Origin of the sequence: Methylocapsa polymorpha (genome assembly GCF_045689225.1) — a bacterium.
Lineage (GTDB): Bacteria > Pseudomonadota > Alphaproteobacteria > Rhizobiales > Beijerinckiaceae > Methylocapsa > Methylocapsa polymorpha.
This window is the reverse complement of the sequence record NZ_CP136862.1, coordinates 148,272-161,360: the sequence shown is the minus strand read 5'-3', so window position 1 is coordinate 161,360 and position 13,089 is coordinate 148,272. Positions and strand designations below refer to the sequence as shown.

Genomic DNA, 13,089 nt, shown 5'->3' with positions numbered 1-13,089 from the left:
TTCCGGTTCGCTCGACCCCGTCGGCCCAAACACAACAAGCCACGCGCCGGGTCAAGCCTGAACTCGTTCTTTGGCGTGAATTTCCATTCCGGCGTTATTTGAGGCACAGCATTAATTGCTATTCGATGAACAAGCGATTGACGGTTTGACGCTTCGCGCTTATGTCCCAAGCGCCAGCCGGCCGGATGGCCGCCGCCAAAGATGCGGAGGAAAGTCCGGGCTCCACGGAGACACGGTGCCGGATAACGTCCGGCGGGGGCGACCCCAGGGAAAGCGCCACAGAAAAAAAACCGCCTTGCGGCTCCGGCCGAGAGGCAAGGGTGAAATGGTGCGGTAAGAGCGCACCGCGCGCATGGCGACATGAGCGGCATGGCAAGCCCCACCGGGAGCAAGACCGAATAGGGGCGACGCGGGGCGTTCATTCCTTTGGGAGGACGGCCTCAGGTCCGTCTCCGGATCGTCGCCCGGGTTGGTTGCTCGAGGCGGCCGGCAACGGCCGTCCCAGAGGAATGGCCGTCACGCGCACGGGAACCTCGTGCGCCATACAGAACCCGGCTTACAGGCCGGCTGGCGTTTTCGCGACGAGATCCGGGACGATGCGCCTACGGCGCTGCGCCGCTCAAATGGCGCCGAGTTGGGAAGTTACTGTCTTGCTCGCAAGATCCGGATTCAGGCGGGACCGGGGCGCGAATTGAACCAATTACGGAATGGATCAATTGCACGATATCCTCTCGGGATCTCGCGACATTGTCGTTCCATTGCGTGAGTGTTCGGTCGTAATTGTATTTCTCGATCAGGACCTCGGAAAACATTCGTTCAAAATATTTGAAATAGAAATCTTCATTTGCCGGATCCAGCATGCGCCATGTCGTTACGAGCGCGCCGGATAGGCAATAAAACGACGCATTTCGATTGTTTAGATCACAGGCGACGCCATTTTTGTCTCGCGCCATAGCGTATTTGTCCCAATCCTTCTGCTGCAGAAGCTGGCTCGATGCAGAAAGAATTTCTATAATCCGACGTTCATCGATCATAGTCATCTTACGGATCGTTTCCGTCAAATCGTCTCAGGCGAGGGTCGATAAGTGGATCGGCCGGAGCAACGGCAAGCGATCTGGCGCCTAGGCGGCCAAAAACTTCTCTTGCATAAACTTACTTTCGGTCGAGATCTACGAAATCAAGAGACGTTGAGCAAGTATACAATATTATATGGCCGCCTTATGACCATGGAGGGGTCTATTCTGGTCCAGGGTCAGGCCAAGATATGAGCTCTTGGCTTGATCAGCTTGATCATTACATTAATGACCGAAACTGGACTAAATGAGCCTCAGCGGGGCGAGGGTCCTCGGACCTGATCCTTTGGCGTCGTTCGAGAGACGTATGCGCCCAAGAGATAGGGAGCGGGGCGTCGAATCCGGTTGCAATCAAGCTCGGTCGCTAGGTCGCCCTGCGAAGACCAAAGGCAGAATGGTCGACAGCCAACCGCGAGCAGTCGCGCCCCCAGCAAGTCACGATTTTGAAAAAAGTTGAGCGATTTTTTTCTACGGCAAACGGCTGGCGGCGAGCGCCATATTCATTGGCGCACGCCAGTTTGCTGCGCTCAGCCCAGGCGCCCTGCGGCATGGGCGAGCATCGTGTAGACCTTCCCGGTTTCGGAGGTGAGATAGGTCTGCGTCGCGGCGTCGTCCTGTTGGTCCCGGCGGACTTCAGCCAAGAGCCGTTCGAACTCTTGCACGTAGCGGTCGACGGTCGCGTGGAACTCCGGATCAAGCCGATAGCGGCGGCGGACCTCCTCGAACGTCTGCGGGCCTCGGCCGACATAGATCCGTCGCGAGAAGGCATTGGCTTCGCCGCGGCGATAGCGGTCCCAGGCCTCGGCCGCTGCGTCGTGGTCGATCATCCGGGCGACGTCAAGGGACAGCGGTTCGAGGGATTGCGTGGGCTGGGGGACTTTGGCGGCGGTCGCCGGGGCCTCGCCTGTTTCTTCGCTCGATGCGCGCGCCAGAAGATCCGACAGCCATCCGCCGCGCTGCGGCGCGGGACCGCTGGCGGCCGGTCGCGCTACGTCGCGCGGGCGTCGTTGATCTGGCTGAGGCGGGTTCCGCAGCCCGCGCGGGCTCGGGCGAACGAGGCGGCTTCGACGCGGCGCGGCGTGGGTGCGACGCGCTCGGCGCCGCCTGCGCGGGGAGGACATCGAACGCGCGCCCGGAGCGGGTCACGATCTCGCTCAATTCTTCGAGCGCCTTGATCTGGTCGGCCACGACGCCGCATCGCCGCCGCCTGCTGCGCTGTTTCTTGCGGCAAGTCGGCTGTGTTGGCGCGCAAGGCTTCGCGGGTCGCTTCGAGCTCATGCTGGATCTTGCGCGACATGTCGCGCAGCTCGGAAGCAGCGGTATGGAAGCGCTCCGTCGTCTGCCCGAAGACGGCGTCGAGCTCGGCGCTGGCCTGGGCGCTCGCCGCCCGCAGCGCGGCCGTCACGCGCTCGCGTTCCTGCGCGATATTCGTGCGGATCTCGGCGAATTGCTGATCGATCGCTCCTCCGGCCGATTCCGATGTGTCGGCCAGGATGGAGACAAGGTCGCGCGCTTTCGTCTCGGCCTTGTCGAAAGACTCCGCGACGAGTGAGGCGAAGGAAACCATCACGTTTTCGAAGTCGTCCCGGCGGTCCTTGACGTCCCGCAGCAGCGCGCCGAGCGAATTTTGCCGCGCGTCGAGCATTTGGTTCAGCTCGCCTTGCGACCGAGAAAGTTCGCCGGCCGAAGCCGCGAGACTATCCCGGTGACTGGCGATCGCCTGGGCGAGGCCGCCAGCTTCGCCGAGCGTATGGCCGGCGCTTTGATTGAATTGCTCGACTTCATTGGTGATGTTTTCGAGTAGCGCCCGGAAATCATCCATTCGGTCGCTCAATGAATGCTCCACTGCCGTGAAATTGGCCCCGGCGGCGGTAATCGCGTTTTGCAGAGACGCGCTGCTGTTGGCGAGGCGGTCGATGACGTCCGACATCCCGGTCCGGAGCTGCGCATTGGCCTCGACGAGCGATGCGACGGAGACCGCTGCGCCAGATTCGACGGCGGAGCGCAATTGCGCCGATGATTGCTCGATGGCCGCGGTGAGTTCGCTTTGCTTTTGACCAAGGTGTTGAACGATGGCGTTCCCCCGGCCTTCGATTGTTTGCGTGACGATCTCGCCGATATTCGTCATTTCCTGGACGATCTCGCCGCCGCGCGCCGACAGCTGCTCGACAAGGCGTTGTCCTCGCGTCTCGAAAAGCTCGTGCAAATCGCCCGAACGTTCCGCCAGCGCGACCTGCAATTGCTGCCCACGTCCGTTGAGCGCGCCGTCGAGCTCCGCAAGTCGGCTCGCCAGAGCGATGCTGAGGTCATTGACTCGCGCGACGAGCGACTCGCCGATCTGTTCGGCGCGCAGCGCCAGCGTCGTGTCGAGGTCCTCGACCGCCTGCGAGACAGTGCCCTTGATCTCGTCCGCGCGGCCGGCGAGCAATCCGCCGAGCTGACCGGATTCGCGATCGAGCGCCGCGTTGATATTGGCGGCGTGACGGCCGAGCGTTTGGTCAATCTCGCTTGTCCGAGCGGCAATATTGTCGGCGACGGTTCTTCCGCGTTCGTCGAGCTCGCCAGACACGGCGTCGAGGCGACCGACGACGCGCTCTTCGAATTGCGTTATGCGCCCGTCAAGCGTGCCGGCGATTGCGGTCGCCTGTTCGCCCAGCGTCGCGTTGATTTCGTCCGCCTTGGCCGCGAGCGTTTCGGCGAGCGCGCTCGACCGCGTCGTGAGTATGGAGCCGATTTCCTGAGCCTTCTCGTCGAGGGCGTGGATGACGTTTCGGCCGCCGTCGCCGAGCGCGTTGGCGATGTCGACGGCGCGCTCGCTCAAACTGTCGTTGAGCGTCTTGGCGCGCGTATCGAGTTCTTGATCGACGCGGGTGACGAGAGTCTCAAGCGTGTCGTTGATCTGCTGCGTCCTTGTGGAGGCGCGCGTCTCAAAGGCGTCGATCTGCGTTTCCAAAGCCTCGGCGGTCTCTCTCGCGCGCAAGGCAAGTCTGTCGGTGAGGTCGCCGCCCTGCACCGTGAGCGTGGTCTCGATCGCGCCGAGACGATCGGCGAGGGTGGCTGTGAACCGTTCGGCCTGCTCGCCGATGGAGTTGGCGAACGCGCCGCCATGCCCGATGAAAGTGTCTTCGAACGCCAGGAGGCGATCCGAGAGGGATTCGTTGATCCGATCGCCATGGGTTGCGATTGCGTTGATCGACTCGTTGGCGGTTTCCGCGAAGCGGTCGTTGAGGTCATTGGCGTGATAGCCGATCGACGCGATCGCCTGTTGGGCGGTGGCGTCGAAGCTCTCCTGAAGCGCGCCGGCGTGGTCGGCAAAGGCCGCGACCGCTTCCTGCGCCCTCGCCGCGAGCCGCTCGCTGATCTCATTTGCCTGGCTCGAGAGCGCGCCAAAAGCTTCGCCCAGAATGGCGGCGAGCTGCTCGCGCAAGGCTTCGGCATGCCCGCCAAAGGCGGCCGCCGAGTCGCGGCCAGTGGCCTCCAGGCGTTCGCTCATCTGCTCCGAATAGCCGGAGAGCAGGCCGACCGTCTCGCCGAGCGCCGAGGCGAGACGCGATTGCAGCGCTTCGGCGTGGCCGGAAAGCGCGGCGATCGAATGTTGCGCGGTGGCTTCGAGGCGCCCGCTCATATGGTCAGAATGGCTCGTGAGGGCGCCGAGCGTTTCGTTGACCGTTGCGTTCAGGCGCTCGTGCAGCGATTCGGTTTGGCCGGTGAAGGCCGAGACGGAGCGCTGAGCGGTCGCTTCGAGACGCTCGCTCATCTGGTCCGCATGGCTCGTGAGAGAGCCAAGGGTTTCGCTGAGCGTCGCGGCCAGCCGCGATTGCAGCGCTTCGGCATGGGCGGCGAAGGCGCTGACGGAGCCCTGCGCGGTCGTTTCGAGACGCTCGCGGACTTGATCCGAATGGTTGGCGAGAGCGCCGAGAACATCGTTCGCGGTCGCCGTCAGACGTGATTGAAGCGCCTCGGCTTGGCTGGAGACCGCCGTGACGGACTGCTGAGCGGTTGCGTCCAGACGCGCCCGCATCTGTTCGGAATGATCGGACAGAGCGCCGAGAGTTTCGCTGACCGTTGAATTGAGGCGCTCGTGCAGCGCCTCGGTGCGATCGGTGAAGACCGCCACGGAATGGGCCGTCGACTCCAGCCGCTCGCTCATTTGATCCGAATGGCTCGTGAGAGCGCCGAGGGTTTCGTTGAGCGTCGACTCGAGCCGTGATTGCAGCGCCTCGGTATGTCCGGTGAAGGCCGTGACGGAGCGTTGCGCGGTCGTCTCCAGGCGTTCGCTGATGTGGTCGGCATGGTCGGCGAGAGCGCCGAGAGTTTCGCCAAGCGTCGCTGCGAGCCGCGATTGCAGCGCTTCGGTATGGCTGGTGAACGTGGCGACTGAGCGCTCCGCGGTCGTCTCCAGACGTTCGCTCATCTGATCTGAATGGCTCGTGAGGGCGCCGAGGGTTTCGCTGAGAGTCGCATTCAGGCGATCGTGCAACGCCTCTGTGTGGCCGGTAAAGGCGGTGACGGAGTGTTGCGCCGTGGTTTCCAGCCGTTCGCTCATTTGGTCCGAATGGCTCGTGAGAGCGCCGAGGGTTTCGCTCAGCGCCCCGGAGAGCCGCGACTGCAACGCTTCGGCGTGGTTGGTAAAGGCCGAGACGGAGCGCTGCGCGGTCGCCTCCAGGCGCTCGGTCATGTGATCGGAGTGATCGGTCAGCGCCGTCACGGTGTCGTGGAGAACGGCGCCGAGATGTTCATCAAGCGCGTGGGTATGGCTGGTGAAGGCCTCGACCGTGTCCTGCGCGGTTGAATCCAAATGCTGATGCAGCTCTTCGGAATGGCTCGTCAAAGCTTTGAGCGTTTCCGCAAGCGACTCGGCGACGCGTTCATGCAATGCGTCGGTATGGCTGGTGAGGGCGGCTGCGGTTTCTTCGGCGGTCGCGGCGAAGCGCTGCTGGAGCGCGCCGCTGTGGGTTTCGAACTGTGAATGCAGCCTCTCGTGGCCTTCCTCGTAGAGCGTGATGGCGTTTCGGGTCGAGAGATCGAAGGCGTCGCGCGCCGCTAGCGTGCGATCCTCGATCAGGCCTCCGAAACGTTCGCTCAGCTCCGCCAAATTGTCATGCAACGCGTTGCCCTGAACCGCGACGACCTCATGCAGCCGATCGCCGGTTTCGGCCAGCCTGATCGCCAGGTTTTCGCCGCGGGAGGAAATCATGTCCGCGATCAGGGTCCCGCTGGCGTCGAGCCGTTCGACGAGCGCGTCGCTGCGCATGCCGAGGTCGGCGGCGAGGATTTCACGGGCGGTCTTGACCCGATCGTCGATATCGGCGAGGCGGTCCACGAGCGTCTGCGCTATGCCGTCGCTCGCCGCGGCGAGATTGGTCTTGGCGTTGTCGCCGGCTTGCGTCAGTCGGCTGACGAGTTCGCTCCCATGGAGGGATAGCTGACCGACGAGATCGTCGCGGCCGCGATTGAGGGCGGATTTGATCTCTTCGCCTTTCGAGCCGAGAGAGGCGGTGACGCGGCCGGCGGCTTCGCCGACGCTTTCGGCGAAACGGGAGGAGGCGGCGTCGAGATCGCGCGAAACTGTGTCCTGCGCTACGGAAATCGCGCCGCGCACGCGATCGGCGTTGGCGAGAATGGATTCGCGCTCGGAAGCCAGTTCGTCGATGAGCGCGCGGACGCGGCGCTCATTGTCGGAGTAGGACCGCTCCAAATTCGAGACTTCGGAGCGAACCAGGGTTTCGAGCTCGCCGGCGCGCGCGAGCGCCCGCTCGATGCCGTCTCCCATTGACGCGACCTCGCGGCGAATGGCTTGCGACAGGGTCACCATTTGTTCGGTGGCGATCGTCTCCGGCTCCGCCAGGCGGATCGCGACTTCGGTCATGGAGCGGGCGGTCTGCCGCATTTCCTGAGCCCGGCGAACCATCATCGCCGTGACGAAGAAAAAGACCACGGGTCCCACGATCGTCAGAATATAAAGCGTCGCAGGCGGCAGGAGGGACCCTGTCGGCAGGCTGAAAAGGATCTCTCGATTGGCGAGGAGATAGCCGAGGGTGAGGATGACCCAGAGGCCTGAACAGACCGCCGCTAGGATTGTCGGGGTCCGGCTGGTGCGGGCCTGGAAGGCGCGGAGGATCTCGCCGACGGAATGGCGATCGTCATTGGCGGGTTGCACGGCCGACGCGAGCGCGGCCGTCCGCGCGCTGCTTCGCGCCGCGCTGCCGGCGCGCGCCGGGCCGAACAATAGATCTTCGTCGATCAGAGGCGTCCGCGCCGCGTCGCGCGGCTTTTTCTGGGGCTCCGGCGGCGTCGTTTCGGCCCCGCGTTTCGTGGTCTCGGGATGTCTTGCGCCGGCTGAAACCGCGGCCGATCCTTCCGTATTTTCGTCGGCTTGGTCGACGCCCCTCAGGTTCAGCGCCTCTTCGATGGCTAAAAGCGCCGCCGCCGCGGGATCTTGAGTCTTCCTGGAACTCGCCATCGGATGCCTCTTGAAACTCGTTCGCGCCCAGGTCGAAGCTCGGCGCGAGTACACATGGTGCGGCCGCAAGCGGAACCGTTAACCAAATCTTACTTTACAGCTTGAATGAAAGGATTCAAACCCGAGCGCCGCATTGTTTTTAAAACATCGTTAACGCAGCCATAACCGTTATCCGGTTTAACTGGATCGGCGGCCGATCGAGCTCACGTCCAATTCCTTTTCCGGGCCTGTCTTTCCGTCGGGATCTTGTCCTCGGGCGTTTCATGTTCGCGTATTATCAAAGTCTAAGTGCGATTTGTAGCCGAGTCCTGCTCGCCCTGGTTCGGAAATCTGCAACAATCTATCAAGAATTGGCCGGTTACACGGTCTTGATTTTGGTCCTTCCAGCAGAGGCCAAATCGAGCGTTTACGGCAGACTGCCCCATCCCGCCAGAAAATCCGCAAGGCAAGCTCTGCGCCAGCAGCCTGGACGCCATAGAGACGGCGTCAAAGCCGGCGGTTGGAGCTAGCGGTCATAAGGGACGATTTCGACGTGAATGACGACCGAATCTCCTGTGAAGGAAGCGAAGCGAAGCATTTGGCGCTCGATTGGGACTATCTCGCGCGGCAGACCTTTGGCGACGTTGGGCTCGAATTCGAGCTTTTGTGCGTTTTCCGCGCCCAAGCCGAGGTCGTTTTGCAGCGTTTGCGCGGTTCTCAGCCAATGGCGGATCGGGAAAAAGCCGATTTCGCGCATCTGCTGAAAGGCTCGGCGCGGGCGATCGGGGCGATCCGAGTCGGGTCGGCTTGCGATGTCTACGAAGCGCTCTTGGCGGATTCCGGCCGGGGCGCCGATGAGGCGTTGAAAGACCTCGCGGCGGCTGTGGCAGAAGCTGCTGACGAAATTAATCAGTCCTTGGCCAAGCGATCCTTCGAAGAGCAGACATTCAAAGAGCAGACATAAGCGAATATCGCCTCTCCATTCGCCGCCGTTGCGCGGGCCCAAATTGGCGGAGCGAGGGGAAACTGCGCCGAGAGGCGTCTCGCTTTCGCCACTTCCAATAATCTTTCCTGGACTCTTGCAGGATCTTCGAACTTCGGCCATGTGTGGTCCGCGTTCTAAAGCCCAGCACAAGAGCAGGGGCTTTGGCCGCGTTTGCGGAACCCTTGCGTTTAAGAGAGCCAAGCGACATCCATGGCCAAAATTACTTTCATAGACTCGTTTGGCGAAGCCCGAACCGTCGAGGTGGAGCCTGGCTCGACGGTCATGGAAAGCGCCATTCGCAATGCGGTGCCCGAGATTACGGCCGAGTGCGGCGGCGGCTGCGCTTGCGCAACCTGCCATGTCTACGTTGACGAGGCCTGGGTCGGCTTGACCGGCAAACCGTCCGACAAGGAGGAGGACATGCTGGACTTCGCCTATAAAGTTCAACCGAACTCGCGGCTCAGTTGCCAGATCAAGGTGACCGAGGAACTGGACGGGCTAATCGTCGTCACGCCGGAACGGCAGGGCTAGGGCGTCGCGGGAAAGTCGAGCAAAGCCGGTCCCCATGCCGCGCGGTTTCGAGGAAGATGCAAGCGCCCTCGTCGGCTCGTCCGAGCCGCACCGCTTCGGCGTTCGCGTCTATTACGAGGACACGGACTTTTCCGGCGTCGTCTATCACGCCTCCTATCTGCGTTTCCTGGAGCGCGGCCGGACTGAATTTCTACGCGCGCTCGGCATTCATCACAGGGCGATCTTCGCCAATGGCGGCGCCGGAGGCTTTAGCTTCGTGGTGCGCAGCATGACGCTTGATTTTGTAAAGCCCGCGCTCATGGACGATGTCCTGCGCGTCGAGACAAGTACGCACGCGATTGGCGGCGCCTCGATTGATATGGCGCAGGCGATTCTGCGCGAGAGCGAGCCGCTCGTGAGGGCGAGGGTCCGGATCGCGGTCGTCGCTGGCGGACGCGCGATACGCATTCCGGCGGAGGTCCTGGCCAAGCTCAAGGGGCTGGCGCAAGGAGGCGAGTGAGGCGGCTCACGTCCGGCTGGCGCCTGCCGACTGCGCCCGCAATGCGGCGAATTCGGCCCAGGGAAACCACTTGTCGCCTGGCCCGCTGTAATTGACCCGCGTGATGATGAGTTCGTTCGTGTATTTTGCGAATGCGGCATAGGTCGCGCCGCCGCCGCAGATGAAAATTGTACGCCCGGGATCGCATCGAGCGACGCGTTCGATCAGCGCAATTGGACCTTCGTGACCTTCCTTATAGCCATACCATGTCCAAAGCCTGCGGTCGCCGAGATCAAGGCGTTTCGGCAGGCTTGCGATTGTTCTCGCGCCCACGATGAGCGCGCCGCCTAGCGTGACCTCCTGGAATAGCGGAATCTCGCCGTCTTGCGCCGGCCATGGAAGCCGCCCGTTGAGCCCAATGACGCCATTTTGTCCTACGGCGGCGACCGCTACGATTTTAGTCATTGCCTTCCTTGGGATGAGCAACGCGAGAATCCCAGCCACTTGGAGCCGACGAGCTGCTCCCGAGTCGTCACACGGGAATAGAAAGCCCCATTTTTGTCAGAGTGAAGGTGAAAACCTAGCTTGGCCTTGTCCTTATTTTCGCGAATTTAGCAAATACCTAATACAACGCTAGAGCTTTTAAGCCGGGTTGGTTAGATAAAACGCCTACACAACATATTTGCGACGCATTACGGAACAATCATTAGCAAAATGAGGATGTTGGATTTAACGCGACGTTAACCTCAATCAAGGCTAAAGTCTTGAGCGGCGTTCAGACAGCGCGCCGGAACGGATTTTGTTGCGTCCGGCCGGGCCGGTAGCAACAAAGGTCGCAAGGTCTAGGCCCTGTAGATTTCCTAGAGCGGGAATGGGGCCATCAAGAGAACCTGCTGAGGCGGCAGGCGTGCGCGTAGCCCCAGAAATGACCGATTTCCGCGCCAAGAAAGGCCCGAAAGTTTATGCGTGCAATCGCCTTGGCGCCCGACCCGCCGGCTGAAGGAGGACGAACGAGATGAATCCTGCCGATATTGCAGCCGCCGGCTTGCCGGGGCCCGGCGCCGAAGTCTCGCTTTTGAGCATGTTCTGGTCCGCCCACCTTGTCGTCAAGATCGTCATGATCGGACTGCTTGCGGCGTCGGTCTGGTGCTGGGCGATCATCATCAACAAAGTGATTCTCCTCGCCCGGACGCAGCGCGCCATGGCCCAGTTCGAGGACGTCTTCTGGTCGGGCGCTTCCCTCGATGAGCTTTACGCCACCTTGTCGTCGCGGCCGACGACGGGAATGGCGAGCCTGTTTGTCGCCGCGATGCGGGAATGGCGGCGCACGGTGCAGGGCGCGAGTTCGTCCTTCATGGGCCTGCAGGCCCGAATAGAGAAAGTGCTCGATGTCGCGATCGCGCGCGAGGTCGAGAAGCTCGAATCCAATCTTCTGGTGCTGGCGACCGTGGCCTCGGCCAGTCCCTTCATCGGTCTGTTCGGAACGGTCTGGGGCATCATGTCGTCGTTCCGCTCGATCGCGGCTTCGCGGAACACTTCGCTCGCGGTCGTCGCTCCGGGCATAGCGGAAGCGCTTTTCGCCACCGCGATCGGGCTCTTCGCGGCGATCCCCGCGTTGATCGCCTACAACAAGCTGCAAGGCGACGTCGCCAAGAAGCAGGCGCAGCTCGAAGGATTCGCCGACGAATTCTCTTCGATCCTGTCGCGTCAGATTGATCAGCGTTCGGTTCACGATCAGGCGGCCTAGAGCGCGCTCCGATCGGATGGAATCATCCGATCGAAAAGAGCTCGCTCCAGATCAATAAGTTGGAGCATGTTCTGATCGAAAAAGTCGATCAACTTTTTCGGAACAAGCTCTAGAGCGCTTACTGATCGAGGCGTCGGCTTCTTTAGGTCTGGTCCAGTTTTACTGGCGCTTGCGGCTTCAAGCGCCAAGGTCGAACCATGAGAGCCCAGCGCGGGAGATTTTGATATGGCCTTGTCGAGTGTTGCTGTGCGCAGAGGCGGCGGACGCAGGCGGCGCGGCGTCCCGCGCTATGGCGCTATGGCTGAGATCAACATGACCCCTTTCATCGACGTCATGTTGGTTCTCTTGATCATTTTCATGGTGGCGGCGCCTTTGCTCGCGACTGGCGTCCCGATTGATTTGCCCCAGACCAAGGCCGCGGCGCTGAACATCGAGCAGAAGCCGCTTTCCGTCGCCGTCGACGACAAGGGCGTCGTCTATGTCATGGATCAGCCGGTCGACGTCGGGCAGCTTGCGGATAAGCTGAAGGAGGTCGCCAAGGCGGGGTTCGACGAACGGATCTATGTGCGGGGGGCGAACCAGGTCAACTATGGCCGGATTGCCGAAGTCATGTCGATCGTCACCACGGCGGGATATAAGAAGGTCGCGCTGGTCACGGATCCTAGCAAGAACTGAACGGCGATGTCGCTGCGCGAAAAGCCAGGTCTTGCGCTCTCCGGCGGCGTCCATCTGCTTCTGCTCGCCGCATTGCTGCTGTCCTTTTCGCGCGCGTCGCGATTCGAGGACGCGCGCGAAAGCATTCCCGTCGAGATGGTCAGCGACAAAGAATTCAATCAAATCATGAAAGGCGAAAAGACGGCGAAGCAAGTCAGGCCGAACCAGAGATCCGAAAAACGCGCCGAGATCGCCGAACTCAAACCGCAGCCGTCGCAGGTCGACGCCAAGACGGACGTCCCCGCGCCGCCTTCGCCGCTGAAGCGCGAGCCGGATCCGGGCCGCGAGGAGTCGAAAGAGGCCCGAAGCCGCCGGACCGCAGCGCGGCGGCGCCGCCGCCGCATCCAGCCGAGGAGCCGCCGAAGCCAGCGCCGAGACCGGAACCAGCAAAGTCGCCGCCTCCGCCTCAATCGGAGGCGAAGCCACAGCCCGACGACGCAGAAGCCGTCGAGCCTAAGCCAGTTCCAAGGCCCAAGACCGAACCCAAGGCCGAACCGAAGCCGGTCGAAAAGCCGAAAAAGGAGGAGCCGAAATTCAAGCCGGACCAATTGGCGAAATTGCTCAACCAGGAAAAACAGAAGGAAACTCCTGAAAAGCCTGTCGAAAAACCGATCTCGAAGCCAAAATCGGGCGATGAATCCGCGGAGCCGACGCAAAAATTCGATCCGGGCGACATATCCAGGTTTTTGAGCAAGGACGCGCCGCAGCGAAAGCAATCGACAGGGCGGGAGCTTCAGCAGGAGGCGTCGCTTGGGTCGCCGACCGCGAGCGCGGCGAAAATGTCGCCTTCGCTCTGGAGCATGCTCGACGGATTGCTGCAGGAGCAGTACAAGCGCTGCTGGAATTATATCGGGGCCGCCGGCCAGAAGAAATATGTGCCAGAGATTCACGTCCAATATGCGCAGGATGGTTCGCTGATCGGCCAGCCCTCCCTGCTCAATCCGCCATCCGATCCGAACCTGCGCAACTTGGCTGAAAGCGCGCTTCGGGCCGTGCGGCGCTGCGATCCGCTGCATATTCCGGCGCAATACCAGCCCTATTACGATCAATGGAAAGGCCGGATCGTTCGCTTCGATCCGGAGGAGATGCTGTGAGATCTTCCAATTCCACGCCAAATAG

10 protein-coding genes and 1 other RNA gene are annotated in these 13,089 nt (G+C 61.9%); 7 read left to right on the top strand and 4 right to left on the bottom strand.

The window, feature by feature from the left end; translation table 11 throughout:
- Nucleotides 1-173 precede the first annotated feature (173 nt).
- An RNA gene (gene rnpB / locus RZS28_RS00810) (RNase P RNA component class A) lies at nucleotides 174-575 on the top strand.
- Nucleotides 576-602: 27 nt separating this feature from the next.
- Here rnpB and RZS28_RS00805 read toward each other — a convergent pair.
- From RZS28_RS00805 to RZS28_RS00795, 3 genes are all read right to left on the bottom strand, one after another.
- On the bottom strand, nucleotides 603-1,040 hold the full coding sequence (locus RZS28_RS00805) for a hypothetical protein (protein ID WP_407339334.1): 438 nt from the start codon (nucleotides 1,038-1,040) through the stop codon (nucleotides 603-605).
- Between the two features lie 560 nt (nucleotides 1,041-1,600).
- Nucleotides 1,601-1,900, bottom strand: coding sequence for a hypothetical protein (locus RZS28_RS00800; protein WP_407339333.1), 300 nt, complete (start codon nucleotides 1,898-1,900; stop codon nucleotides 1,601-1,603).
- A gap of 161 nt (nucleotides 1,901-2,061) precedes the next feature.
- Nucleotides 2,062-7,536 carry a hypothetical protein gene (locus RZS28_RS00795; protein ID WP_407339332.1) on the bottom strand — a complete coding sequence of 1,825 codons (5,475 nt, stop codon included), beginning with the start codon at nucleotides 7,534-7,536 and terminating at the stop codon, nucleotides 2,062-2,064.
- Between the two features lie 532 nt (nucleotides 7,537-8,068).
- On the opposite strand from RZS28_RS00795, the gene RZS28_RS00790 reads away from it, so the two are divergent.
- From RZS28_RS00790 to ybgC, 3 genes are all read left to right on the top strand, one after another.
- Complete coding sequence (locus RZS28_RS00790; protein ID WP_407339331.1) at nucleotides 8,069-8,479, top strand: Hpt domain-containing protein; 411 nt, start codon at nucleotides 8,069-8,071, stop codon at nucleotides 8,477-8,479.
- A gap of 231 nt (nucleotides 8,480-8,710) precedes the next feature.
- Complete coding sequence (locus tag RZS28_RS00785) at nucleotides 8,711-9,031, top strand: 2Fe-2S iron-sulfur cluster-binding protein (protein ID WP_407339330.1); 321 nt, start codon at nucleotides 8,711-8,713, stop codon at nucleotides 9,029-9,031.
- A 34-nt stretch (nucleotides 9,032-9,065) separates the two neighbouring features.
- A complete protein-coding gene (gene ybgC / locus RZS28_RS00780; RefSeq protein WP_407339329.1) occupies nucleotides 9,066-9,530 on the top strand; it encodes a tol-pal system-associated acyl-CoA thioesterase in 465 nt (154 codons plus the stop codon).
- A gap of 6 nt (nucleotides 9,531-9,536) precedes the next feature.
- Here ybgC and RZS28_RS00775 read toward each other — a convergent pair whose 3' ends face one another.
- Nucleotides 9,537-9,974 carry a dihydrofolate reductase gene (locus tag RZS28_RS00775; protein ID WP_407339328.1) on the bottom strand — a complete coding sequence of 146 codons (438 nt, stop codon included), beginning with the start codon at nucleotides 9,972-9,974 and terminating at the stop codon, nucleotides 9,537-9,539.
- A 550-nt stretch (nucleotides 9,975-10,524) separates the two neighbouring features.
- On the opposite strand from RZS28_RS00775, the gene tolQ reads away from it, so the two are divergent.
- From tolQ to RZS28_RS00760, 3 genes are all read left to right on the top strand, one after another.
- On the top strand, nucleotides 10,525-11,256 hold the full coding sequence (tolQ, locus tag RZS28_RS00770; RefSeq protein WP_407339327.1) for a protein TolQ: 732 nt from the start codon (nucleotides 10,525-10,527) through the stop codon (nucleotides 11,254-11,256).
- Between the two features lie 225 nt (nucleotides 11,257-11,481).
- Nucleotides 11,482-11,931 carry an ExbD/TolR family protein gene (locus RZS28_RS00765; protein WP_407339326.1) on the top strand — a complete coding sequence of 150 codons (450 nt, stop codon included), beginning with the start codon at nucleotides 11,482-11,484 and terminating at the stop codon, nucleotides 11,929-11,931.
- 587 nt (nucleotides 11,932-12,518) lie between these two features.
- Nucleotides 12,519-13,064, top strand: coding sequence for a hypothetical protein (locus RZS28_RS00760; RefSeq protein ID WP_407339325.1), 546 nt, complete (start codon nucleotides 12,519-12,521; stop codon nucleotides 13,062-13,064).
- Nucleotides 13,065-13,089 lie beyond the last annotated feature (25 nt).

Coding starts and splice junctions, on each gene's coding strand:
- RZS28_RS00805 (WP_407339334.1), bottom strand. CDS start 1,040: ATGACTATGATCGATGAACGTCGGATTATAGAAATTCTTTCTGCATCG.
- RZS28_RS00800 (WP_407339333.1), bottom strand. CDS start 1,900: ATGATCGACCACGACGCAGCGGCCGAGGCCTGGGACCGCTATCGCCGC.
- RZS28_RS00795 (WP_407339332.1), bottom strand. CDS start 7,536: ATGGCGAGTTCCAGGAAGACTCAAGATCCCGCGGCGGCGGCGCTTTTA.
- RZS28_RS00785 (WP_407339330.1), top strand. CDS start 8,711: ATGGCCAAAATTACTTTCATAGACTCGTTTGGCGAAGCCCGAACCGTC.
- ybgC (WP_407339329.1), top strand. CDS start 9,066: ATGCCGCGCGGTTTCGAGGAAGATGCAAGCGCCCTCGTCGGCTCGTCC.
- RZS28_RS00775 (WP_407339328.1), bottom strand. CDS start 9,974: ATGACTAAAATCGTAGCGGTCGCCGCCGTAGGACAAAATGGCGTCATT.
- tolQ (WP_407339327.1), top strand. CDS start 10,525: ATGAATCCTGCCGATATTGCAGCCGCCGGCTTGCCGGGGCCCGGCGCC.
- RZS28_RS00765 (WP_407339326.1), top strand. CDS start 11,482: ATGGCCTTGTCGAGTGTTGCTGTGCGCAGAGGCGGCGGACGCAGGCGG.